The organism is Vibrio sp. A2-1 (assembly GCF_021728355.1).
GTDB classification, from domain to species: domain Bacteria; phylum Pseudomonadota; class Gammaproteobacteria; order Enterobacterales; family Vibrionaceae; genus Vibrio; species Vibrio splendidus_K.
Genome location: NZ_JAKKCO010000004.1, coordinates 397394 through 421007 on the forward strand (window position 1 = coordinate 397394; position 23614 = coordinate 421007).

Sequence of the window (23614 nt, forward strand, 5' to 3'; positions counted from 1 at the left end):
GTTAACAACTAACTGATCTTATCGTTTGCCAAATAACGACCAATCAAGATATAGACCTAAAAAATAAAGAGTATGTATCGGATTAAATGCTCGTGCGGCTGAATCTATAGATCCATAAACACCTACATCCATAAACACATACATACAAAAAGAGCACCAATCGGTGCTCTTGTTCTTCATAATTAGATTCAGATTAGATCGTGAATACTTGATAGTCTTTTAGGTTCGGAATGATTTCATGCAGCTCTTGCTCTTGTTCTGCCATCTCATCAAGCGAATCACAGAACTCATTCGCTTCCTCTTGCACTTGTTGAGAGTGTTCTTTCATTCGCTCTTCAACTTTAAGCTTTAATTCAGCCATGCTATCAGCCAATTCAGTCAGGTTTAGACCACCGTCTTGTTTCATTTTTTCTGACATCGCATTAAAAGCGCTGGAGATAAATTCTTGATTAAAGATTTCTTTCGCTTTCTCGAAATCTTCAGACCAACCATTGGCCATCGAATCAAAACTGTCTGCTGGTAACACTAACTCGCCATCTTTGTAGTAACGAGCTTCCAGTTCAGCAAAGTAAGTTTTCATTGATTCTTTTACATTATCAAATGACTCAGGTGAATCGAGGCTAGCCGCAATATCATCAATCACGTCATTAGCTAACGCTAGGCTATCGTTCGCCATTTGTTTCGCTCGTGGTAAGTACTCACTCATGCTTTCGCGGTATTTTTCAATCGCCGCTTGTTGGTCGGCATCAAGTTCAACCTTCTCACCATGAATATAAAGATCGTTATTGCCATCCAGAATAGCTGTATCACCATTTACTTGATTGATTTCGACTTTCTGCTCGTCAATTCGTAGTTCATTTTTCAAATCAACTCGACACTGAGCTGCAAAAGTTGGCAGGCTCACAACAGCGGTAGCCACTGTTAATGATGCAATTAATACGCTTTTTTTCATAACACCCTCTCATCAATCTGCCCAACGACTATACCGCTAGTTTATGCTTCTTTGTCAGAAAAACGTTTATATTTATAAGCCTGTCATTCAGTCAATCGATACTACTTCATAGCAAAACTGTTTATCAGCGACCCTAAACTCAATTTCATCACCGACTTCTTTGCCCATTAGAGCCTGACCAAATGGTGCATTCGACGTCACGATGGCAATCTCATTTTCGTTCCATGTAACAGAAAGCCCACCGACTCTTGGCCCTAGGAAAAAGTGCTTATGTTCATCATGTTCGTCAATGACCACAACATAGCTGCTGACGGTAATTCTTTCACTATCTCGTAATACGAGGTTTCGGTAACACTGGATGTCATCTTCACACTCTTGAACCCGCATCGCTTGTCCATGGGCAAGGTACGAGGCTTCTAACGCTAAGGTATCGTACTTGTGCTCTGGCACGGTCTCTTCATCGGTGGCAGCATCAATCGCACGCTGAGTCGCAGATTGTGCGATGCTTAACCGGGATTCGAGTTGCTCTAAGATTATTTGGCGAAGCTCAGACTTATTCATACTATTGGGGTGCTTTTCTATAGGAGCTACAGAATAGAATTAGGTACAATCAGGTGCAAGACATTTGATTCATCAAGCGACGCTATCATTAATGGACGCTCGCTTTATCATCAATACGACACTTAATAATTCAGGTAGAACATAAATGATTGAGCAGAAGTTAAAACAAGTATTCGGATTCGACTCACTGCGTAATGGGCAAAAGCAAGTCATTGATAATGTTCTATCTGGTCATTCGACGGCGGCCATATTCCCAACCGGATCAGGTAAGTCGCTTTGCTATCAATTGCCAGCGCTAGCATTGCCACATTTAACCTTAGTGATATCGCCACTGTTAGCTTTAATGAAAGACCAGCTCAGCTTCTTGCACAGCAAAGGCATTAGCGCAGCTGCAATCGAATCAAGCCAAGACAGACAAACCACCCAACAAGTGATGCAGTCGGTACGTAACGGAGACACCAAGATCCTCATGATCTCCGTTGAACGCTTGAAGAACGAACGCTTTCGCCAGTTTATCTCCCAAGTGCCGATCTCGTTACTGGTGGTCGATGAAGCGCACTGTATTTCAGAATGGGGACATAACTTTAGACCAGACTACCTAAAGCTTCCCCAGTACCAAAAACAACTCAATATTCCTCAGGTACTGCTGCTGACAGCAACCGCGACCACATCAGTTATCCAAGATATGAAGTCTAAGTTTGATATCGATGAAGATCGAGTTGTCGTTACCGGTTTCTATCGTGAAAACCTTGACCTCTCAATTCAACCTTGCGAACAAACCAGCAAACTAGAAATCTTGTGCAACGTCGTTAATCAAGCTTCTCTTGCTCCGACTATTGTTTATGTCACCCTTCAACAAACAGCAGAGATGGTGGCTCAGCAACTTCGTAACGCTGGCGTAAATGCTGTTGCTTATCATGCGGGTCTTAAGCCTGAAAACCGAGATGTAATTCAACATCAATTCATGAATGATGACGTGAACTGTATCGTGGCCACCATTGCGTTTGGTATGGGCGTCGATAAATCCAACATTCGCCGAGTCATTCACTTTGATTTACCTAAATCGATAGAGAACTACTCGCAAGAGATCGGTCGAGCAGGCCGAGATGGCCAGCCTTCAGAATGTATTCTTCTCGCCAACAAGTACGGCCTCAGTACACTAGAGAACTTCGTATTTGGCGATACGCCAGACAACATATCGATCCAAGCAGTATTAAAAGAAATCTACGAAAATCAAAACATTGGCGTTTCTGGCTCAAACCAATGGGAGATTATGCTTAACCAGCTATCACGTGAATCCAACGTTCGTCAGTTACCGCTAAAAACGCTACTGGTGTATCTTGAAATTGAAGGTGTAATTGAGCCGAAGTACAGCTACTTTGCTGACTACAAATTTAAGTTCGTTCGCCCGAAACAGCAGATCACCGAACAGTTCCAAGGCGAACGTCGTCATTTTGTCGAAGCGATTTTCCAGTGCTCGCCTCAAGCCAGAGTCTGGTGCCAAGTCGACTTCGATGCGCTGTGGACACATTTCCAGACAGATCGTCAACGTGTGATTGCGGCAATCGATTATTTCAATGAACAAGGTTGGATTGAGTTGGAAAGTAAGCAGATCACCGATGTGTATGCGATCCACAACACCTCTGAAGGCATGATGCAGTTATCGGAACGTCTAACTGAATTGTTTAAGGAAAAAGAGAACAGTGAAATAAACCGTCTTAACCAAATGCTGAGCTTCTTTGAGGCAGACACGTGCCTAAGCTCACGCCTAGCAAGCTACTTTGCCGATGATAAGGCACCAACAAACTGTGGTCATTGCTCGGTATGCCGTGGTGAGGTGGCAATATTACCAACTGTCAATGTTGATCCCGTTGACGACGAAACCGTAATGACATGGATTCATGAATTTGTATCTAAGAGTCAACAATTGATCACCGACGAAGCCATTACGCGTTTTCTATGCGGAATAGCAACCCCGCTTTCAACCAAGCTTAAAGCCAGCAAAATGGTCGGTTACGGAAAGTTAGAGCAGCAACCATTCAGTGATACCTTAGCTCGAGTTAAACAGCTTCCTAGGTAAGGCATCTCACGTATTGATATAGAAACTGGCTAGGCTATGAAGTCTAGTCGGTGCTTATCAGTGCACATCTCATTACTCTATTCCCACTTATCCTCTATTCTTATTACTCTCTAAACAAGACAGACTAAAAGAAACTCAACTGACGCATTTGATCTTTGGGTTGTAGCATCACGCTCAAACCAAGCAGGCGTATTTCTCGCCCCTGTTGTCTTTTCAGTATTTCACTTAACAGTTCTTTAAAGTGTTCACGATCTAGAGAGGCGTGGATGTGTTCAATTGTGGTTTGTTGAAAGTCGGCGAACTTGAGCTTAATGCCCTGCTTGATGATCGCTTTACTTGGGCTGGCTTTTTCGAGACGAGTTTCAAGCTCAGGAAACAGCTTATCTTCGATCACCTGCCAACATTCCTCGTAGGTAGAAATGTTTTGAGTAAAGGTGCGCTCCACACCTACCGATTTTCGTTCACGTTCGATGATAACTTCTCGGTCATCAACTCCATGACTGCGCTTCCATAGTGATGCACCTTGACGGCCAAACCTGAGCAATAGATCGCGATAATCAGACTCCTTAATATCCTTACAAGTAAAGAAGCCTGCTTGATGCAGTTTTTCGATACTGACCTTGCCAACACCGGGAATCTTTTCGAGTGGGAGCTCATCAATCACGGCTTGTACGTCTTGTGGAGGAATCACAAACTGTCCGTTAGGTTTGTTCATATCTGACGCTACTTTCGCTAGAAACTTTATTGGAGCGATGCCAGCCGAAGCGGTCAAGTTGAGTTCATTCCAGATATCGTGACGAATCGCCTCTGCAATCAGTGTGGCCGAACCATGACATTGCTTGGAATCGGTGACATCAAGGAAAGCTTCATCCAAAGAAAGAGGTTCAATGATGGATGTGTATCGAGAAAAAATTTCGCGGATCTTTTTCGATATCTCGACGTAGACCGACATTCTCCCGGGGACAACCAATAGGTTGGGGCAAAGCTGCAGCGCTTTTCCTGTTGGCATTGCAGAACGAATACCAAACTTGCGAGCTTCGTAATTACATGTACTCAAAACCCCGCGCTGTTTTTCATGTCCCCCGACGGCGAGCGGTCGATTTCTATAAGATGGGTTATCTCGCATTTCCACAGCTGCGTAAAAACAATCCATATCAACATGGATTATTTTTCTAACTTTCTCTTCGCCCGCACTACACATTTAGGAATAACTCAACCTTACAACTGTATCTATGAACAGTATAATCAATTATTCCTAGATTTAAAATGATCTGGAGTCCAGCTCAAGAGGTTTCTCTTCAATAGCCGCCTACTATTCTGATAGTATTGTTAAGGAGTATTTAGTCTATAAGTAAGGATAGCTTTTGAGTGAGAAAATACTAGTAGTAGAAGACAGTCGTGCATTCAGAAACTACCTGTACCAGCAATTTAAAAATGATGGCTATGATGTTTCACTGGCTGAATCTGTAGCAGAAGCCAAAGCTATCTTAGAGCAAGAGACGGATTTCTTGTGTGCGGTGCTCGATTACTGCTTACCCGATGGACAAGATGGTGAGATTATTGATTTGGTACTCGGCTATCAACAAAAAATCATTGTGCTCACGGGCATGTTCAACAACACACTTCGAGAGCAAGTACTCGCAAAAGGTGTGCTTGATTACATCCTCAAAGACAGCATGTCGTCAGTCAGTTACTTACTTCCTCTGGTTAATCGAATCTCGAATAACCGATACCATAAAGCTTTAGTTGTTGATGATTCTGCTGTGGTTCGTCGATATGTCGTCCAACTTCTTGAGCATCAATATATTCAAACGATTCAAGCGGAAGATGGAGAGCAAGCACTAGAGCTCCTCCAAAACGATCCTGATATCACTTTTGTCGTTACCGACCATGACATGCCGAACAAAGATGGCATTTCGATGACCCGTGATATTCGAGTCCAACACGATCGTAATCAACTCGCTATTCTCGGCCTATCTGGCAGTGATGATCGCACAATGACTGCTCGCTTCCTTAAAGCTGGCGCCAACGACTTCCTTTATAAGCCATTTAACCAAGAAGAATTTTTCTGCCGTATTCACCAATTACTCGACATGAAAGAAGCGACCAACGAGCTGTTTCGTCATGCAAACGAGGATGCTCTGACCGGACTTTGGAACCGTCGCTACCTCTTCAATAAAACATGTAAAGGCTGCGAACATCGCAGTATCGCCATGATGGATATCGACTTTTTTAAAAAGGTGAATGATACCTACGGCCACGACGGTGGTGACGCGGTATTAATTGAGATTGGTAAAATCATCAAAGAGCACTTTAAAGATGATTTAGCGGCTCGCTTCGGTGGCGAAGAGTTTTGCATTCAGTCATGCGAACCATTTGAAGATTTTATAGAGACCTTGGAGTCGATGAGAGTTGCAATTGAAAATCATGAAGTGCAGCATGATTCACATGTGATTAAAGTGAGCATGAGCATTGGCGTGACCGACCAAGAAGGCTCTTTAGACGAGCAAATCAAAGCAGCAGACGAGCTACTTTATACCGCGAAAAAGCAAGGTCGAAACCAGTTGATATGCGCTCGTAATAACCTTCAACGCGTTAATGAGTAACTCCTGCTTTCCTAGAGCACGAATCGAGTCAGCCTTTAAAATGAAAAGAGCCCAAGGTGTTAACCTTAGGCTCTTTGTTTTTTGAGGAGCAGGTTTCGCTCCTAATCGTTATTGCTGCTAATCGCAATTAAGCAATACGATCTTTATTCCAAGAAGCTTCTTTTTGCTGACGCTCAGCCAGTTTCTCTTCGCGGTACGCTTCACGTGCTTCACGCTTTTTGCGCGCATCACAAGGTTCAGGACAGTTACATACTTTATCAATACCAACAGCACCTAAGCCACCACAGCTACCCTTCACAACTTTCTTTTGGATAATATAGCCAATAGACATCGCTGCGATTACTGCAAGAAAAACACCAAATGTAATCAGAAATGTATTCATAATTCTCTCGCTTACCTTATTTACCTAAGTATGGCTTAAATGCTTCTGAAGCAATTTCTTTAAAGCCATCTGCTGTTTTAACCACCATAAACGCTGGGATGCTATGCTGGTTAGCGATTTCCATTCCTCTTACTTCACCTAAGACCATAAGGCCTGTAGATAAGCCATCTGCAGTCATTGAAGACGGGTTTAAAACGGTTACAGAAACCACTTTATGATGAAGCGGCTTGCCTGTTTCAGGGTTGATGATGTGTGAGTAACGAACACCATCGCGCTCAAAATAGTTACGGTAGTCACCAGATGTTGCGATCGCCATATCACCTGGCTCGATGATCTCTTGAATGTTGCGCTCGTCGACAGTTGGCTTCTCTATGGCGATACGCCAACCCACACTTTCACGGTTTAAACCCTTCAAGCGGATTTCACCACCTACTTCAACCATGTAATTATGAATACCAATTGAATCAAGGTAATCAGCAACGACATCCACACCCCAACCTTTTGCGATAGTTGAAAGGTCAACATACAATTTAGGCAAGTCTTTGCTTAGCTTATTACCTTCAACGCTTAAGTGATGAATACCAACCTTAGCCTTGCGAGCCGCAAGCTCTTCATCTGATGGAACCACTTCAGGACGAGCTTCAGGACCAAAACCCCAAAGGTTAACTAATGGCCCAACCGTAACATCCAATGCACCTTCAGTAAGACCGTTCAAACGAATCGCTTCTTTCACAACAATAGCGGTTTGTTCAGATACTTCGAATGCATCGGCACCTTTATGCTGGTTAAAACGGCTCAGTTCTGAATCCTCACGGTAGGTCGACATTTGATCATTCACTTCTTCAAGCAGACGGTCGATCTCGGTATGAACTTCGTTAGACTCAGGAAATTCATCACCATTGATGTACTTAATATTGTAACTGGTACCCATTGTAGGGCCACTTAAATGCACTTGCTCTCTTGCCTGATCACAGCCCGCAAGAAAAATCAAAGAAGTTAATGCAACAAGCCAAATTCTCACTTGCTTACTCCTGTTTAAGGTTAAGGGTTTATATAAGGAAAAATAAGAGTAAAAAATAGGTATTTTGAATGCCTTACTCTTTCTTATATAAGCCAGTTTGTTGTCACGAGTAGTCTTAGAAAAACAAATGGCTGACTCATAAGAGTCAGCCATAATATCAATCACTTAAATGGATTAACCACCGAAGTCATCTAGTAGGATGTTTTCATCTTCTACACCAAGATCTTTCAGCATGCCGATAACAGCCGCGTTCATCATTGGTGGACCACACATGTAGTACTCACAGTCTTCAGGAGCTTCATGATCCTTCAGGTAGTTTTCGTACAATACGTTGTGGATGAAACCTGTGTAACCATCCCAGTTGTCCTCTGGTTGAGGATCAGACAGTGCACAGTGCCACACGAAGTTCTCGTTTGCAGCCGCTAGGCCATCGAAATCTTCAATGTAGAACATCTCACGCTTAGAACGTGCACCGTACCAGTAAGACATCTTACGAGTAGAGTTAAGACGCTTAAGTTGGTCGAAGATATGTGAACGCATTGGCGCCATACCTGCACCACCACCGATGAATACCATTTCATTGTCTGTGTCTTTAGCAAAGAACTCACCAAATGGACCAGAAATAGTACATTTGTCGCCTTCTTTAAGAGACCAGATGTATGAAGACATCACACCAGGAGCTACGTCAGGGTTGTTTGGCGGCGGAGTTGCGATACGCACGTTAAGCTTGATGATGCCTTTCTCTTCTGGGTATGAAGCCATAGAGTAAGCACGAATCGAATGCTCTTTAACGATAGACTCGTAACGGAACAAGTTGAACTTATCCCAGTCACCACGGTATTCGTCAGGAATATCGTAATCTGCGTATTTCACGTGATGTGGTTCAGCTTCAATCTGAATATAACCACCCGCGCGGAACGGTACTTCTTCACCTTCAGGGATAGCAAGTGCTAGCTCTTTGATAAAAGTAGCTTCGTTATCATTAGAGATAACTGTACATTCCCACTTCTTAACACCAAAGATGTCTTCGTCTAGTTCAATCTCCATGTCAGTTTTCATAGCAACTTGACATGCAAGACGTTCGCCTTCGCGAGCTTCGCCTTTGGTGATGTGATCAAGTTCAGTTGGTAGGATGTCGCCACCACCAGACTTAACTTTTACACGACACTGACCACAAGAGCCACCGCCACCACAAGCAGACGATACGAAGATACCAGCGCCAGCTAGGGCACCAAGTAGCTTGCTACCAGGTTGAGTAACGATCGCCTTTTCAGGGTCGCCGTTTACAGCAATAGTGATGTCACCTGATGGTACTAGCTTAGACTTAGCGAAAAGAATCACTAGTACTAGAGCCAATACAATAATGGTAAACATCGCTACGCCAAGAATAATGCTTTGCATTTGTTATTCCTTATTACTGGGTGCTTACCCTACAGTTGAACACCAGAGAAAGACATAAAGCCTAACGCCATCAGACCAACAGTAATGAACGTGATACCAAGGCCACGTAGACCTGGAGGTACGTCAGAGTACTTCATCTTCTCACGGATACCCGCAAGAGCAACGATAGCTAACATCCAACCCACACCAGAACCGAAGCCGTAAACAACAGATTCAGCAAAGTTGTAGTCACGAGTTACCATGAAAGATACACCACCAAAGATTGCACAGTTAACTGTGATCAATGGAAGGAAGATACCTAGTGCGTTGTACAAAGGTGGGAAGAAACGGTCTAGAACCATCTCTAGGATTTGTACAAGTGCAGCGATAACACCGATGAATGCGATGAAGTTAAGGAAACTTAAATCGACACCGGCAACAAGTGCATTTTCTTTTAGGATGTGTGTGTAAACAAGGTTGTTTACAGGAACAGCGATTGTAAGTACTACAACTACCGCAACACCAAGACCAAAAGAAGTTTTAACTTTCTTAGAAACCGCTAGGAATGTACACATACCTAGGAAGAAAGAAAGCGCCATGTTTTCGATGAAAATCGATTTAACTAGCAGACTAATATAATGTTCCATGACTACCTTACCCCTTCGCTTCTACTTGTTCTGGTTTGAACACACGAATTGCCCAAATCAAGAAACCAATTAGGAAGAATGCAGAAGGTGCTAGAAGCATCAAGCCGTTTGGCTGATACCAACCACCGTTGCTCACTAGAGGTAGTACTTCCATACCAAATAGTTTGCCAGAGCCTAGAAGCTCACGGAAGAAACCAACAGTGATAAGAACGAAACCGTAACCAAGACCGTTACCAAGACCATCGATGAAAGATGGGATTGGCGCAGACTTCATTGCGAATGCTTCAGCACGACCCATTACAATACAGTTAGTAATGATTAGGCCAACGAATACAGATAGCTGCTTAGAGATATCGTATAAGTATGCTTTAAGCACTTGGTCTACCACGATTACTAATGATGCGATAATTGCCATCTGAACGATGATACGCACACTGTTAGGAATGTGGTTACGGATCAAAGAAACGAAGAAGTTAGACAGAGCAGTAACGAACATTACCGCGATAGTCATAACAAATGCTGTTTCTAGCTTAGTGGTTACCGCAAGAGCAGAACACACACCAAGAACCTGTAGCGCGATTGGGTTGTTATCCAACACAGGCGCTAAGATGCTCTTTTTAATTTCTTTTGCACTAGACATTAGTTCAGACCTCCGTCACGAACTTTTGCTAGGAACGGACCAAAGCCCATATCACCTAACCAGAAGTCAAATGTATGTTGAACACCAACGCTGGTCAGTGTTGCACCAGAAAGGCCATCTACACCGTGCTCAGAACCTTGAGGAGCGCCACCTTTAACAACCTGGATAGCAGGTTTGTGGTTTTCGTCGAATAATTTCTTACCAACGAATTGAGCGCGCCAAGTTGGGTTCTCAACTTCACCACCAAGTCCAGGAGTTTCACCTTGCTCGTAGTAAGTGATACCAGAAACTGTGTTGCCATCAGTTTCTACCGCAACGAATGCGTACATCATTGACCATAGACCGTTACCGTGAACAGGGATGATAACTTTAGAAGTTTCAGCGCCATCTTTCACTAGGTATACCGTACCCGTGTTAGCACGACGAATGATCTTTGCGATGTCATCTTCAGCTGAAAGCTTGATTGACTGAGCAGGATCTTTTGCCGCTTTACGTTGGTCGTATGCAGCAGCGTCGCCGTCAACGAAATCGCCAGTAGCGAAATCAACTAGACGAGGTTCGATGTTCTCTGCGTACAGTGCTGGGATATTACCCGCAAGTTCAATGCCCGCAACTTCAAGGATCTTAGTTTGCTGATCCAGAACTGCGTTAGCTTGTTGCTTAGGTTTAAGAACAACTGCAGCTGTTGAAACGATGATTGAGCACACTAGGCTCAATGCGATAACAACAAACAGCGTCTTTTTAATGCTATCGTTATTACTTGCCATAGCGCGCTAGTCTCCGCTTAATGTTCTTCTCGATTACAACGTGGTCAAACAGAGGAGCAAATAGGTTTGCGAATAGAATCGCAAGCATCATGCCTTCTGGGTATGCAGGGTTAACTACACGAATCATTACACACATTGCGCCGATTAGGATGCCGTACCACCACTTACCTTTATTGGTAAATGAAGCTGATACTGGGTCAGTCGCCATGAAGAACATACCGAATGCGAAACCACCTAGAACTAGGTGCCAATGCCAAGGCATGCTGAACATTGCATTAGTGTCAGAACCAATCACGTTAAATAGTGTTGATACTGCAACCATACCGATCATTACACCCGCAATGATGCGCCATGAAGCAATGCCCATGTAAACAATCATTGCTGCACCAATCATAAGTGCAAGCGTTGAAACTTCACCGATAGAACCTGGAATGTTACCAATGAATGCGTCCATCCAAGTGATTGCTTCACCTGATGTTACGTTCATTAGTGCACTACCGCCGCCTTGAGCCCATTGGCTAAGAGCAGTTGCACCAGAGAAGCCATCTGCAGCAGTCCAAACTACGTCACCTGAAATCTGTGCAGGGTATGCAAAGAACAGGAACGCACGACCAGCAAGAGCAGGGTTCAAGAAGTTACGACCCGTACCACCGAAGATCTCTTTCGCAACAACAACACCAAAGGTAATACCTAGTGCTGCTTGCCATAGAGGAAGCGTTGGCGGAACGATAAGCGCAAATAAGATAGAAGTAACAAAGAAACCTTCATTGACTTCGTGCTTACGCACCATACAGAACAGTACTTCCCAGAAACCACCAACGATAAATACCGTTGCGTAGATAGGTAAGAAGTAAGTCGCACCCAAGAGCATCTTACTGCCCCAACCTGCATCGGCCCCTAAGGAGGCTCCAAGCATTTCGGTTAGCCAGTAGTGCCAGTTACCATCAATGATAGAAACTAGCTCTGCACCTGAATACATGTGGTTTAGTGCTGCGATAGCCTGACCACCTGCGTTGTACATACCCCAGAACATTGCTGGGAATACCGCAAGCCAAACCATGATCATGATACGTTTTAAATCAACGCTATCACGGACATGCGAGCTTTTCTTTGTAACAGTACCTGGTGTGTAGAAAAGTGTTGCTGCTGCTTCGTAAAGCGCAAACCACGTTTCGTGTTTACCACCTGGTTCAAAATGATGCTCGATGTCTTCAATAAACTTTTTAAGGCCCATGAAAATTACCCTTCCTTCACAATTGTATCTAGGCATTCACGAAGTAACTGACCGTACTCGTACTTACCAGGACATACAAAGGTACACAGTGCTAAATCTTCTTCATCTAGCTCTAGCGCACCAAGTGCTTGTGCACTATCAACGTCGCCAGCGCATAGATCGCGAAGCAGCAAAGTAGGCTCCATATCTAATGGCATTACTTTCTCGTAGTTACCAATTGGAACCATAGAGCGATCACTACCGTTCGTTGTCGTTGTCATGTTGAACAACTGACCTTTAAACACGTGACCAAGGAATGAACGAGTAACAGAGAACTTGTTCTTACCAGGCATAGCCCAGCCGAATAGCTCTTTATCACGACCTTCACGAAGAACCGAAACTTGTTGATGGTAACGGCCAAGGTAAGCATGTGGACCTGAAGCGTGAACACCAGATAGCACTGAACCTGAGATCAGGCGAACTTCACCTAGCATCAACTCGCTGTCCGTCAACTCTTCAAGGCTAGCACCAATTTGAGTACGAACTAGACGAGGGTTGTTAACTACTGGACCAGCCAGAGAAACAACGCGCTCAGAGTAAATCTCACCAGTAAGGAAAAGCTTACCGAATGCGATCACGTCTTGGTAGTTAATGCTCCACGCTACATTTTGTGCATTTACCGGATACAGGTAATGCATATGCGTGCCTGCAAGACCTGCAGGATGTGGGCCATCAAAAACATGTTCTTCAACGTTAGACTGAGCTGAACGAGGTAAGCTAGTACCTTTTTTACAAACGTACACTTTACCGTTAGTCAGAGTTGAAAGAAGATCTAAACCAGCAACGAAAGCATCAGACTGCTCGTTAATGATTAATTCTGGCTCAGCTGCTAGCGGATTAGTATCCATAGCAGTAACAAAAATAGCCTGAGTTTCAGAATCAACTGCTGGAACCTTGCTAAACGGACGAGTTCGCAAAGCGGTCCATGCGCCAGACTCAACTAATTGAGCTTTAACCGTTTCACGGTCAAGGCCTACTAGTTGGTTAGCTCCATAGCTATTGAACGTGATTTGCTCATTGCCTGCTACTTCAATCACTACTGATTGAAGAACACGCTTAGCACCACGGTTCACTTCAATAACTTTACCGCTTGCTGGAGAAGTAAATACAACACCTGGGTTCTTTTTATCTGCAAAAAGAACTTGGCCTTTCTTCACTTCATCACCAACGCGAGCATGCATCGTAGGACGCATACCAACGTACTCTTCGCCAAGCAAGGCGACTTTAGTGATGGACTTACCATCATTAATCACCTGGGATGGAGTTCCTGCGATAGGAAGATCCAAACCCTTCTTTATTGTAATCATACGCACTTGCACTACTTTATCGGGAAAAAGATTCTTTTAATTGCGTAAATTCAGGACGTTTTAAAATCGCCCTTAGACACGACATTACAGTGTCCGGTTTTGGTAAATTTGAGATACCAAAATCGCAACAATACATTAATAAACTCATCACAAGAATTATGTGAGATTTATCAGGTGCCATATTCTAGCATTTTTTGACAACTTGATGCCATGACCAATAACTTGAATACGGCCTTTATTTGGTGAGATTTGAAGCATATGGACTCTCAAATATGTATAAATTTGACGAGCCGCACAGATAGAATGGCTTTTAGAACGTGTTTTAAACAAGAGATTAATACTCTGTCACAAACTAATATTTTACGTGTTATGTTGAAACACTGTTAATAAAAACATTACTCATTGTAGGTATTTTTGCCCGGTCAATTTACCATCAGCTTGAGTGATATAACAACAGAAAACAGATAGATTTTGAGACAAAAGAGGCGGCCTAGCCGCCTCTTCTATATGGGTTAATTATCTTACTTACCACCACCCATACACATCGGGCTATCTGGCACGTTATTTAGCTGCTTCATCCATTCATCTTTTGTATAAGTGTGAATGGATAGTGCGTGAATATTATTCTCTAACTCTTCTGATAGTGCTTTATTTACCGCTCTATGACGAGCAATAAGACGTAAACCTTCAAACACATCGCTGACAACAATCACTTTAAAATGACTCTCAGAACCAGCCGGAACATTGTGCATATAGCTCTCATTCACCACGTTTAAATGACTTGGTGAAAACTCATTGTGCAATTTTGTTTCGATAACTTCTTGGATCATTGTGATTCCTTAAATAGCGTATTGGCATTATCTGTCGCTCCAGTATAAACCCTAACTAACCGACTGTCTGAGTATTTCATCGCTGACTCGTGGGGTTTAGTCGAGTTTTTTATATCTTGTTCAGGCTGCATTTGAGACAATATCTTTGTTATTTCTTACATAAGTATCTCAAGCAATGAAAACTGAACTTACCCTTCACGATAGAACTTTAACCCTAAATCGTTTCCCCAACCGTTCAAATGAAACCCTTCAAGCTTGGGATGCCGGCGACGAATATCTGATTAGCCATGTTGAAGAGATGAACCTTGAACCTGGTAAACACATCCTGATCATGAACGACAGTTTTGGTGCCCTATCCGCTTGGTTCTCCAAAGATCATGACGTGACTATGATGAGTGACTCTTTTATCTCTCATCGCGGAACATTAAAAAACTTACAGCGCAATCAAAGTAACCGAGTGAACTTCTTGAACACGATGGATGATATCCCACACGGTATCGACCTTGTCATCATGCAATTGCCAAAAACCAACCGCCACCTAATATGGCAATTGAGCCAGTTGCGCCAAGCATTGCCTGAAGGCTGCCAAGTGATTGGTGTGAATAAAGTAAAAGAAATTCACACTTCAACACTTAACCTGTTTGAAAAATATCTGGGGGAAACCAAAACCTCTCTGGCTAAGAAAAAGCACCGCCTTGTGTTCTCTTCTCCAAACTGCCAACCGATTCAAACAGTAGAACCTTATGTTGAATGGGACGTAGACGGTGAAGATATCCGCCTGAAAAATTTACCAAATGTTTACTCAGGGGAAGCACTCGATCAAGGCGCTCGTTATATGCTAGAGCACATCCCTCAAGATCCTGAGCTACGTCATATTATCGACTTAGGCTGTGGCAATGGTGTATTGAGTGTAAAAGCTGGGCAATTGAACCCACAAGCTCGTATCACCTGTGTGGATGAAAGCTTTATGGCGGTGGAATCGGCGCGCCAAAACGTCAAGGATAACCTTGGTGAAGAAGGCAACTTCCAGTTCATCGCCAACAACTGTTTAGATGGCTTCAAGAAGAACAGCACTTACTTAGTTATGTGTAATCCTCCGTTCCACCAGCAACAAGCGATTACAGACCACATTGCATGGCAAATGTTCTGTGATGCAAAGCATGTTCTTAGCAACGGAGGCAAATTAATCGTTATTGGCAACCGACACCTCGGATACGATGTCAAACTAGCAAGACTATTTGGTGAAGCTAACGTTGAAACGCTTGAACTAAACCAAAAATTTGAGATATTACAAGCAACAAGAGAGCCTGCGAATTTTAATAAATAAGCAGAAACGACTTCACAAGAATTTAAGATACCGAGCTTCTGGTGTGAATTTAGAAAGGATAAAGGAATGAAAAAACTGATTTTGGCTGCTTCTATTATGGCATTGACAGCATGTTCTGCCCCTCAGCAAGAACAGATCAATGTAATGCCAGAAGCTTCACTAAGCTCAAGTAACCTTGTACAAGGCAAAACATACACACTAACCAGTAAAGATGTTCGTGCCGCTCAATATGTAGCCTTGGTTGATAGTGGCCGTTCAAACATTCAGCCAATTCACGCTAAACAAAACATGCGTATTTCGCTAGAGAATGCAGTAGCTCAACAGTTAGAGTCTCAAGGTTTTCGAGCAAGCGTAAACAGTGAAAACTCAATTGTTTTAGAGATTCAAGAAGCACTTGTTACCGTAGAACACACCATTATGGAAAACAAAATGGACGGTAAAGTAACGCTTGAAGTAACGGCCGAGACACCTGAAGGGAAGCTAGTTAAAACATTCAACGGTACCGCAACTCGTACAGGAGCGTTAAGTGCTTCAAACGACGACATCTCTATGGTTCTTAACGATGTGATCAACTTGGTTCTTACTGAAATCGCGAACGACCCTGAACTACAAAACTACATGAAGGAACGTTTCTAATGAGCCGTATTCTAACTTCTATTGCATTAATGCTGGTGAGCGTGAGCGTTTGGGCAGGCCCTAAAGTGAACGTTGAAACAACATTAGGTGACTTCACGATTGAGCTAAACCAAGAGCAAGCTCCGATTAGTACTGAAAATTTCCTAAAATACGTAGCAGACGGCAGCTATGAAGGCACTATCTTCCATCGTGTTATTCCTGGCTTTATGGCGCAAGGTGGCGGCTTCGATCAAGACATGAATCAGCAAGCGACTTATGCCCCAATCAAAAATGAAGGCAGTAACGGTCTAAAAAATGATACAGCAACGATCGCAATGGCTCGTACTAACGCGCCAGACTCTGCGACTCGTCAGTTCTTTATCAACTTTTCGGATAACGACTTCTTGAATGCAAAAGGTGGTAACCCGGGCTACGCTGTTTTTGGCACGGTAACTGAAGGGTTTGATGTCGTACAAAAGATGGCAACCATTCCGACTAAGCGAATGGGCCGCATGTCCGATATTCCAGTCGACCCTATCATCATCAACAAAGTAACACTTCTTAAGTAATCTCATACAGCGCCCTTAACCTCTTAAGGGCGTTTTTCTATACAAGGACGCCCCATGTCATCTGGCACTCCCTCTCTTTCTTGGATGCAGACTTTCCGTAGCTACCTAGATAAACGCCTACTTTGGGTGTTTATGTTGGGTTGTTCGAGTGGCTTTCCTTGGGTTCTTATCGGCTCTAACATGTCAGGCTGGCTAAAAGATGCAGGATTAACTCGTGCTGCTATCGGTTATTTCGGTAGTGTATTTGCCGTCTATGCCATTAACTTTCTTTGGGCACCACTGGTAGACCGAGTCAAACTGCCGATTCTACATGCTATATTGGGTCAACGACGCAGTTGGATATTTCTATGCCAAAGCTTTGTATTGATCTGCACGCTGTTCATTGCCGGGGTGAACCCTGCCAATGACTTGATGTTCACCTCAATGTTGGCTCTCGGAATTGCGATTGCGTCGGCAACCCAAGATATAGCCATTGATGCCTTCCGTATTGATTCATTTCCTAAATCTGAATCTACCAAATTACCGCAAGCATCCGCAATGGCAGTGATGGGATGGTGGACAGGCTACTCTCTTCCTGGTTATCTCGCATTTATCAATGCCGATACCATAGGTTGGAACGGCGTGTATTATGGCATGGCTGGCGTCGTCATCATTCTGATGCTATTCACCTTATTTGTCGGTGAGCCAACAACACAACGTGAAGCATTACAAAAAGAAGCACAACAGCGCCATAATAAGGTTGTGGGCTCTAAAGTTGTGGCCTGGCTAAGCGTTACAGTGTTGGAACCTTTCTACGATTTCTTTAAGCGAAACGGTGTTCAAGTTGCTATTACGCTTCTGCTGTTCGTATTCCTGTTTAAGATAGGTGAAGCCTTCTTAGGCAGAATGTCGATTCCCTTCTATAAAGAGATCGGCTTTAGCAATGAACAAATCGGCCACTACTCCAAGTTAATTGGTTGGGGTGCAACCATATTCTTTACCTTGCTAGGCAGTGTCTTCAATGTGAAATTTGGTATTGTACGTGGGCTAATGATTGGCGGCGTAGCAATGGCAGCCAGCAACCTAATGTTTGCATGGATTGCTCAAGTAGGACCCAATGAAAACTTATTCCTTGCAACGATTATTGTCGATAATTTCACAACCGCCTTTTCGACAGTGGCATTCGTTTCCTTCTTAACGCTACTAACTGGGCAAGCTTTCTCGGCAACGCAATACGCCTTGCTAGCATCATTGGGAAATTTCGGTCGTACAACTCTGGCTTCATTTAGCGGTGAGCTGGTCGACTTCCTCAATGATTGGTCAACCTTCTTTATACTAACGTCATTAATGGTGATTCCAAGTTTGATCATGCTCTACTCGTTACGCCACTTTTTCACTGATTTATTAGAGAAAGCCAAAAACAACCACGAATAAGAGTAAAAGAAAACAAAAGAGAAGAGGGTAGCACTGGGCTACCCTCTTTTACTTTCTGCCAGCAGATACTTAAACGCTAATCTGTTGTATCACTTACGATTAAGTTAAAGCCAGTTCCCATCGAGTCATCAATCGCGACGACTTGATAAACAACACCGTCAGCCAAAGTTGCAGGCGCAGAGTCAATGGCAACAGTAGTTGGGTCTCCTGCTACAGTAATTGTCACGTAGTAAGATCCCGCTGCCACATAAATACCATTCGCGTAATCTTTGAACTTCACATCACTTAGTGCCGGAGTGCTACCAGAGATTCCCACGTTCTCAGTCAAGTAGATATCAACCGATGCTGCAACTGGGTTTGCCGCCGCATGAGTAATGTTTAACACCGCACTGGTCGCAACCGGGCGACGGTTTTCAGGGACAACTAGTGGTTCCAAATTGAGTGGACTTACCGTACCCACTGCATAAATGCTGTAATCCATTCCAGCAAATACAGCTAAACCATCAACATCGATAAATGTTGGAGTCGTCGTTGCAGTTTCGTAAATATCAATATCGTAACTACCTGAAGCCAAGTCTAGGAAGCCGCGAATCTCTTTAAACATCAGAGCATCAAGAGGAGCAAACTTAGTAGCGTTAACGAACACATCTACATCCGGTGCACCATCGACTAAATGCCCGACTCTTACTTCTGAAGTTTCTGCCATATCGTAGATTAAAGATGATCCAGTTCCGTCCATCACCATCAATTTTACAGGTGAAGCGCTATTGGAGTCAGCTCTTGGCACCGCCGCTATGGTTAGCTCACTACCGCCAGACAGAGTGATTTCTCCAGAGTCAAAAGCAATGGCACTGCCACTTACCGTTTCAAGTCTCACACGATATTGTCCTGCGGGAATATTGAGTACGTCAGTAAAGTCTTTATAACCGAGAGTGCCAAGCGGAGCGCCCAATGGATCATTCGGTGCCGTTACGTATAAGTTCACATCTCCAACCCCTGTTGCCGCGTGAACAACTTGCACATCTAAACTTGAACTTGTTGCCGTTCCCTCAGCAGGCCTTGTAACAACTAAAGCCTCAACCGGGTTATTAGAACCATCAGCATCGCCGACCACCATTACGGTGTAATCTAGATCACCGCTCAAATCGAATTGGCTTGGTGAAATTACGGTAGCAACTGCGTCACCAGGAAGTTGAACGTCGACTTGCAAAGTTGTTTGCCCTTGATTTACAGATGCGTATCCGGATGCTTGAGCATAATCGACACCGCTCCAACGAGCCTGACTATTTACTAAGACATTAGCCAACGGAGCATCTGGCGATGCATGTACAGCTTGTAGTTGAGTTGTTGGTTCATCGTCATCATTACACCCCACAATGAACAGGGCTGACATCGCTACCGCGAGTATTGGTGAATATTCCATCGGTCTTCTCTCCAAAAAAGTTAGACCAGTTCGTCACACAAATGATTAGTCCAATAACTAATCTTTAAAAATTGTCTCAAAATCTAGTGCAGTGAACTGTCTTTAATTCTCCGTGATTCAAAAAGTAGCTAGATTGAAATTCCTAGTCAGTCATCACATGAGTTGTTCATCAATTGATTCCAACATCATTACGCAGTTGGTCAAAAATAGATCAAAGACAAGATTGAAAGGAGGTTTTAATGAGTCATTTTTAAAGAGAAAACTATTAGAAAGGAATACTGTTGATTTTGATATGCATGTCACTCTATTTAGTAGAATCGTTTGCTTAGCGCAGTATTTCACCGATTTATCCACAAAATAATCTAATTTCACAAAATCAATAGAAATAGGGGTGCATCAAGATGCATTGCCATCTTAAAGTTCCATCATTTAGATCGTTAGTGTGATCAACCTCACCATAATAATTATAGTTTTCACTCTGTCTCACTTTTATTTGAGAACAAAATCGCTATTATGCTCGGCATTCGGACATACAAACACGCACGGATTAGCGGGTTACTTATTTTAAACATAGAGAGTTCCATTATGCGTAAATCACTTTTAGCTCTTGGCCTAATTGCAGCAACATCTGCTCCAGTAATGGCAGCTGATTATTCTGACGGCGACATCCATAAAAACGACTACAAATGGATGCAGTTCAACCTTATGGGTGCTATTGACGAACTTCCAGGCGAATCAACTCATGATTACCTAGAGATGGAGTTTGGTGGTCGCTCTGGAATCTTCGATCTATACGGTTACGTTGATGTATTCAACCTAACGTCTGATCCAGGCAGTGATAAAGATGGTCAAGAAAAAATCTTCATGAAATTTGCACCACGTATGTCTCTAGATGGCCTAACTGGTAAAGATCTATCTTTCGGTCCAGTTCAAGAGCTTTATGTTTCTACGCTTATGGAATGGGGTGGTAACTCTGGCGTTAACACTCAAAAAGTTGGTCTTGGCTCTGACGTAATGGTTCCTTGGTTAGGCAAGATTGGCTTAAACCTATACGGTACATACGATTCAAACGAAAAAGACTGGAACGGCTACCAAATCTCGACTAACTGGTTCAAACCATTCTACTTCTTCGAGAACGGTTCGTTCATCTCTTACCAAGGTTACATCGATTACCAATTCGGTATGGATGATGATAATAAAGCGCTGAAAACATCAAATGGCGGCGTTATGTTTAACGGCCTTTACTGGCACTCAGACCGTTTTGCTGTTGGTTACGGCCTTAAAGGCTACAAAGACGTTTACGGTCTTAAAGATGACGGCCTAGCAGGTAAAACGACAGGCTTCGGTCACTACGTAGCAGTAACTTACAAGTTCTAATCGAACTTATAAGAAAGTTTCCTAAATGGCACCCTCGGGTGCCATTTTTTATTGCTTTCATTTAATGCCTCGCTATCCTTGCAGCATCACTTTTTTATCTCGGTATAGCTGTGAACATCACGATTGTTGGGCCAGGGGCCATCGGCTCTTTATGGGCAATAAAACTACTTCAAGCTGGTCATAATGTCTCTTTGTGGAGTCGTTCCACTTATAACTCAATTGAATTATCACTTGATGGACAAGCTTCCCTTTCCTTCAGTAACAACAATATCGAAAAGCTATCAGCGAGTGACTTGGTTATTTTCACGGTCAAAGCTTGGCAAGTAGAAGAAGCAACCACTCCACAGCTTCAACATCTCGATCCCGACACCATTCTCATGTTCATGCATAACGGAATGGGCGCGGTCGATCAGATAGCAACTCAAATTGATACTCACCCGGTAGTACTAGCGACCACCACCCAAGCGGCATTCAAGCCCAACCGCAACAATGTATACCACACGGGATTGGGCCAAACTCAATTGGGTGCTTTCAACCAAACTGGCCAACAGTGTACGTTTTTAGTTGATGTCTTAGATGATGCTCTCCCTGCTGTGCGTTGGAACCCACAAATAGAAACCGCGCTTTGGACTAAGCTCGCCATCAATTGTGCGATCAACCCACTCACGGGCCTTGAACAGATCAAGAATGGCGAACTTGCAGATAAAAGGTTTGAGGATATTTTGAGTTCTATCGTTAAAGAGCTCACGCAGGTTATGCAAGCCGAAGGGATCGTTTGTTCATTCGATGAATTGGAAGCAAGCGTCAAACAGGTTATCCAAGCCACGGCGCAGAACAACTCATCCATGAAGCAAGATATGTTTTACCAACGTAAGACCGAGATCGACTTTATTAACGGCTACCTTATTAAGACTGCACTCAAGCATCAGATAGACGTTCCCGTTAACCAAAGACTGTTCGCTCAAGTCAAAGAGCAAGAAAATCGCTGGAATCATCAAGATTAGTCAGCAACAGTTAACAAGTCGCGATAAAATAACAATACCGCTAAGCACAACGCTAGCACCAATTTCCAAGATTTTAGGTAAGAATAGATGCTTGATATCAATCACATCCGAGAGCAGTTTCCTGCGCTATCACAAACCATCAATCAACAACCATTGATTTACTTAGACAGCGCGGCAACGACACAAAAACCTCAGGTGGTTATTGATGCCATTAGCCAATATTACTCCAAACAAAATGCCAATGTTCACCGTGGTAGTCATAGCTTAACAGCGAACGCGACCAGCCAGTTTGAAGCGGCAAGAGATAAGGTCGCTCAGTTTATCGGTGCAAGATCTTCAAAAGAGATCATTTGGACTCGCGGTGCCACCGAAGCACTCAACCTGATAGCTCAAACCTACGCAAGAAGTACCCTTCAGCCTGGCGATGAGATCTTGGTTAGCGAAATGGAACATCACGCCAACATTGTGTCTTGGCAAATTGTGGCTGAACAAACCGGGGCTAAAGTTGTTAAAGTACCGATGACATCGGATTGCGAATTTGACCTAGTCGCGTTTGATACGCTTTTAAATGAACGAACCAAGATTGTTGCATTAGCTCAGATAACCAACGTGACGAGTTCTCGTCAGCCAATTGAAGCTGTCATAGAAAAAGCACACAAGATGGATGCGATTGTTGTGGTCGATGGCGCACAGGGCATCGTACACGAGCCCGTTGATGTTGCTGCTTTAGGTGCGGATTTCTACGTATTCTCAGGGCACAAGCTCTACGCCCCTGCGGGTATCGGTGTACTTTACGGCAAGCTTGAATTGCTCGAAGCGATGCCACCTTGGCACGGCGGTGGCAAAATGGTTGAGCGTGTCTCTTTCTCTGGCACTACTTTTTCAGAACTGCCTGGCAAATTCGAAGCGGGCACGCCAAATGTGGCGGGAGCGATAGCATTAAGCACTGCAATAGAATGGTTAAGTGGTTTTGCACAGCAAGATGTCGAAAATCATATCCACCAGCTTCAGCACGAAACCTACCGTGCACTCAGTAAACTGGATGATATTCAGGTTTTGGGGTATCAGCCCAACGCAAGCGTGATTACTTTTGTGATGGAAGGTGTTCACCATCAAGACATTGCGACACTGTTGGATCAGCAAGGGATCGCGGTACGTGCAGGGCATCATTGTGCTCACCCATTGATGGATGCGCTTAATGTAAAAGGAACGGTTCGAATTTCATTTGGTATTTACAACAACATGAATGATGTTGAAAAGCTCGTAGCGGCGATAGAAAAAGCCGTTGATATGCTGTAGCGAGTAGCGAGTATTGATGTGACCCCATAAAAGTAGACACTTAATACAGAGCATTGAGTGTCATGAAAGTAAAATCACAAAGACAATATACAGACGAATTTAAACGAGAAGCTGTTCAGCGATCTCTCGATTCTTCTGATA

22 protein-coding genes are annotated in these 23614 nt (G+C 43.5%); 9 read left to right on the plus strand and 13 right to left on the minus strand.

Annotated features, from left to right (window positions below):
* Nucleotides 1–193 precede the first annotated feature (193 nt).
* Together L3V33_RS16330 and L3V33_RS16335 are read right to left on the minus strand one after the other, a co-directional pair.
* The gene (locus tag L3V33_RS16330; RefSeq protein WP_237290815.1) at nucleotides 194–952 is read right to left on the minus strand and encodes a YggN family protein; all 759 of its coding nucleotides are present in this window, start codon (nucleotides 950–952) and stop codon (nucleotides 194–196) included.
* 87 nt (nucleotides 953–1039) lie between these two features.
* Nucleotides 1040–1513: a GreA/GreB family elongation factor gene (locus tag L3V33_RS16335; RefSeq protein WP_054548038.1), complete on the minus strand. Its 474-nt coding sequence runs from the start codon at nucleotides 1511–1513 to the stop codon at nucleotides 1040–1042.
* A gap of 145 nt (nucleotides 1514–1658) precedes the next feature.
* On the opposite strand from L3V33_RS16335, the gene L3V33_RS16340 reads away from it, so the two are divergent.
* Nucleotides 1659–3593 (plus strand): RecQ family ATP-dependent DNA helicase, encoded by a 1935-nt coding sequence (locus tag L3V33_RS16340; RefSeq protein WP_237290816.1) that lies wholly within the window; start codon nucleotides 1659–1661, stop codon nucleotides 3591–3593.
* A 124-nt stretch (nucleotides 3594–3717) separates the two neighbouring features.
* Here L3V33_RS16340 and dinB read toward each other — a convergent pair whose 3' ends face one another.
* Entirely contained in the window at nucleotides 3718–4794 is a 1077-nt protein-coding gene (gene dinB, locus L3V33_RS16345; protein WP_019350587.1) for a DNA polymerase IV, read from the minus strand.
* Between the two features lie 163 nt (nucleotides 4795–4957).
* Here dinB and L3V33_RS16350 point away from each other — a divergent pair, with 163 nt between their 5' ends.
* The gene (locus tag L3V33_RS16350; RefSeq protein ID WP_054548041.1) at nucleotides 4958–6199 is read left to right on the plus strand and encodes a diguanylate cyclase; all 1242 of its coding nucleotides are present in this window, start codon (nucleotides 4958–4960) and stop codon (nucleotides 6197–6199) included.
* Between the two features lie 127 nt (nucleotides 6200–6326).
* Here L3V33_RS16350 and nqrM read toward each other — a convergent pair whose 3' ends face one another.
* From nqrM to bolA, 9 genes are all read right to left on the minus strand, one after another.
* Complete coding sequence (gene nqrM / locus L3V33_RS16355; RefSeq protein ID WP_004735214.1) at nucleotides 6327–6581, minus strand: (Na+)-NQR maturation NqrM; 255 nt, start codon at nucleotides 6579–6581, stop codon at nucleotides 6327–6329.
* A 16-nt stretch (nucleotides 6582–6597) separates the two neighbouring features.
* On the minus strand, nucleotides 6598–7602 hold the full coding sequence (locus L3V33_RS16360) for an FAD:protein FMN transferase (protein ID WP_237290817.1): 1005 nt from the start codon (nucleotides 7600–7602) through the stop codon (nucleotides 6598–6600).
* 174 nt (nucleotides 7603–7776) lie between these two features.
* The gene (nqrF, locus tag L3V33_RS16365; protein ID WP_004735212.1) at nucleotides 7777–9003 is read right to left on the minus strand and encodes an NADH:ubiquinone reductase (Na(+)-transporting) subunit F; all 1227 of its coding nucleotides are present in this window, start codon (nucleotides 9001–9003) and stop codon (nucleotides 7777–7779) included.
* A 29-nt stretch (nucleotides 9004–9032) separates the two neighbouring features.
* On the minus strand, nucleotides 9033–9629 hold the full coding sequence (nqrE, locus tag L3V33_RS16370; RefSeq protein ID WP_004735211.1) for an NADH:ubiquinone reductase (Na(+)-transporting) subunit E: 597 nt from the start codon (nucleotides 9627–9629) through the stop codon (nucleotides 9033–9035).
* Between the two features lie 7 nt (nucleotides 9630–9636).
* Nucleotides 9637–10269 (minus strand): NADH:ubiquinone reductase (Na(+)-transporting) subunit D, encoded by a 633-nt coding sequence (locus L3V33_RS16375; RefSeq protein ID WP_004735210.1) that lies wholly within the window; start codon nucleotides 10267–10269, stop codon nucleotides 9637–9639.
* Nucleotides 10269–11036 (minus strand): Na(+)-translocating NADH-quinone reductase subunit C, encoded by a 768-nt coding sequence (locus L3V33_RS16380; protein WP_004735209.1) that lies wholly within the window; start codon nucleotides 11034–11036, stop codon nucleotides 10269–10271. Before L3V33_RS16380 ends, L3V33_RS16375 begins: the two co-directional genes overlap by 1 nt.
* Nucleotides 11026–12270 (minus strand): NADH:ubiquinone reductase (Na(+)-transporting) subunit B, encoded by a 1245-nt coding sequence (locus L3V33_RS16385; protein WP_004735208.1) that lies wholly within the window; start codon nucleotides 12268–12270, stop codon nucleotides 11026–11028. The genes L3V33_RS16380 and L3V33_RS16385 overlap by 11 nt, the downstream gene beginning before the upstream one ends.
* A gap of 5 nt (nucleotides 12271–12275) precedes the next feature.
* Complete coding sequence (locus L3V33_RS16390) at nucleotides 12276–13616, minus strand: Na(+)-translocating NADH-quinone reductase subunit A (protein WP_237290818.1); 1341 nt, start codon at nucleotides 13614–13616, stop codon at nucleotides 12276–12278.
* 521 nt (nucleotides 13617–14137) lie between these two features.
* Nucleotides 14138–14446: a transcriptional regulator BolA gene (gene bolA / locus L3V33_RS16395; RefSeq protein ID WP_146457513.1), complete on the minus strand. Its 309-nt coding sequence runs from the start codon at nucleotides 14444–14446 to the stop codon at nucleotides 14138–14140.
* Nucleotides 14447–14621: 175 nt separating this feature from the next.
* Here bolA and L3V33_RS16400 point away from each other — a divergent pair, with 175 nt between their 5' ends.
* The 4 genes from L3V33_RS16400 to L3V33_RS16415 all read left to right on the plus strand — a co-directional run bounded on the left by L3V33_RS16400 (nucleotide 14622) and on the right by L3V33_RS16415 (nucleotide 18370).
* On the plus strand, nucleotides 14622–15773 hold the full coding sequence (locus L3V33_RS16400) for a methyltransferase (RefSeq protein ID WP_004735205.1): 1152 nt from the start codon (nucleotides 14622–14624) through the stop codon (nucleotides 15771–15773).
* Between the two features lie 66 nt (nucleotides 15774–15839).
* A complete protein-coding gene (locus tag L3V33_RS16405) occupies nucleotides 15840–16409 on the plus strand; it encodes a YajG family lipoprotein (RefSeq protein ID WP_004735204.1) in 570 nt (189 codons plus the stop codon).
* On the plus strand, nucleotides 16409–16957 hold the full coding sequence (locus L3V33_RS16410; protein WP_146457515.1) for a peptidylprolyl isomerase: 549 nt from the start codon (nucleotides 16409–16411) through the stop codon (nucleotides 16955–16957). The genes L3V33_RS16405 and L3V33_RS16410 overlap by 1 nt, the downstream gene beginning before the upstream one ends.
* Before the next feature lie 54 nt (nucleotides 16958–17011).
* Nucleotides 17012–18370 (plus strand): MFS transporter, encoded by a 1359-nt coding sequence (locus tag L3V33_RS16415; protein WP_017079927.1) that lies wholly within the window; start codon nucleotides 17012–17014, stop codon nucleotides 18368–18370.
* A 76-nt stretch (nucleotides 18371–18446) separates the two neighbouring features.
* On the opposite strand, the gene L3V33_RS16420 is transcribed toward L3V33_RS16415, so the two are convergent.
* Nucleotides 18447–19793, minus strand: a complete 1347-nt coding sequence (locus L3V33_RS16420) for a DUF4397 domain-containing protein (RefSeq protein WP_237290819.1) — start codon at nucleotides 19791–19793, stop codon at nucleotides 18447–18449.
* A gap of 585 nt (nucleotides 19794–20378) precedes the next feature.
* On the opposite strand from L3V33_RS16420, the gene L3V33_RS16425 reads away from it, so the two are divergent.
* From L3V33_RS16425 to csdA, 3 genes are all read left to right on the plus strand, one after another.
* Entirely contained in the window at nucleotides 20379–21170 is a 792-nt protein-coding gene (locus L3V33_RS16425; RefSeq protein WP_029222329.1) for an outer membrane protein OmpK, read from the plus strand.
* Nucleotides 21171–21280: 110 nt separating this feature from the next.
* Nucleotides 21281–22174 carry a 2-dehydropantoate 2-reductase gene (gene panE / locus L3V33_RS16430; RefSeq protein ID WP_171308797.1) on the plus strand — a complete coding sequence of 298 codons (894 nt, stop codon included), beginning with the start codon at nucleotides 21281–21283 and terminating at the stop codon, nucleotides 22172–22174.
* Nucleotides 22175–22261: 87 nt separating this feature from the next.
* On the plus strand, nucleotides 22262–23473 hold the full coding sequence (gene csdA, locus L3V33_RS16435) for a cysteine desulfurase CsdA (RefSeq protein ID WP_237290820.1): 1212 nt from the start codon (nucleotides 22262–22264) through the stop codon (nucleotides 23471–23473).
* Nucleotides 23474–23614 lie beyond the last annotated feature (141 nt).

Bases quoted from the DNA above. Each gene is read 5' to 3' on its own strand.
- nqrE (WP_004735211.1), bottom strand. From the start codon at position 9,629: ATGGAACATTATATTAGTCTGCTAGTTAAATCGATTTTCATCGAAAAC.
- L3V33_RS16420 (WP_237290819.1), bottom strand. From the start codon at position 19,793: ATGGAATATTCACCAATACTCGCGGTAGCGATGTCAGCCCTGTTCATT.
- L3V33_RS16390 (WP_237290818.1), bottom strand. From the start codon at position 13,616: ATGATTACAATAAAGAAGGGTTTGGATCTTCCTATCGCAGGAACTCCA.
- csdA (WP_237290820.1), top strand. From the start codon at position 22,262: ATGCTTGATATCAATCACATCCGAGAGCAGTTTCCTGCGCTATCACAA.
- L3V33_RS16335 (WP_054548038.1), bottom strand. From the start codon at position 1,513: ATGAATAAGTCTGAGCTTCGCCAAATAATCTTAGAGCAACTCGAATCC.
- L3V33_RS16415 (WP_017079927.1), top strand. From the start codon at position 17,012: ATGTCATCTGGCACTCCCTCTCTTTCTTGGATGCAGACTTTCCGTAGC.
- nqrM (WP_004735214.1), bottom strand. From the start codon at position 6,581: ATGAATACATTTCTGATTACATTTGGTGTTTTTCTTGCAGTAATCGCA.
- L3V33_RS16425 (WP_029222329.1), top strand. From the start codon at position 20,379: ATGCGTAAATCACTTTTAGCTCTTGGCCTAATTGCAGCAACATCTGCT.
- dinB (WP_019350587.1), bottom strand. From the start codon at position 4,794: ATGTGTAGTGCGGGCGAAGAGAAAGTTAGAAAAATAATCCATGTTGAT.
- L3V33_RS16380 (WP_004735209.1), bottom strand. From the start codon at position 11,036: ATGGCAAGTAATAACGATAGCATTAAAAAGACGCTGTTTGTTGTTATC.
- bolA (WP_146457513.1), bottom strand. From the start codon at position 14,446: ATGATCCAAGAAGTTATCGAAACAAAATTGCACAATGAGTTTTCACCA.
- L3V33_RS16410 (WP_146457515.1), top strand. From the start codon at position 16,409: ATGAGCCGTATTCTAACTTCTATTGCATTAATGCTGGTGAGCGTGAGC.
- L3V33_RS16405 (WP_004735204.1), top strand. From the start codon at position 15,840: ATGAAAAAACTGATTTTGGCTGCTTCTATTATGGCATTGACAGCATGT.
- L3V33_RS16340 (WP_237290816.1), top strand. From the start codon at position 1,659: ATGATTGAGCAGAAGTTAAAACAAGTATTCGGATTCGACTCACTGCGT.
- L3V33_RS16375 (WP_004735210.1), bottom strand. From the start codon at position 10,269: ATGTCTAGTGCAAAAGAAATTAAAAAGAGCATCTTAGCGCCTGTGTTG.
- L3V33_RS16385 (WP_004735208.1), bottom strand. From the start codon at position 12,270: ATGGGCCTTAAAAAGTTTATTGAAGACATCGAGCATCATTTTGAACCA.
- L3V33_RS16330 (WP_237290815.1), bottom strand. From the start codon at position 952: ATGAAAAAAAGCGTATTAATTGCATCATTAACAGTGGCTACCGCTGTT.
- L3V33_RS16400 (WP_004735205.1), top strand. From the start codon at position 14,622: ATGAAAACTGAACTTACCCTTCACGATAGAACTTTAACCCTAAATCGT.
- nqrF (WP_004735212.1), bottom strand. From the start codon at position 9,003: ATGCAAAGCATTATTCTTGGCGTAGCGATGTTTACCATTATTGTATTG.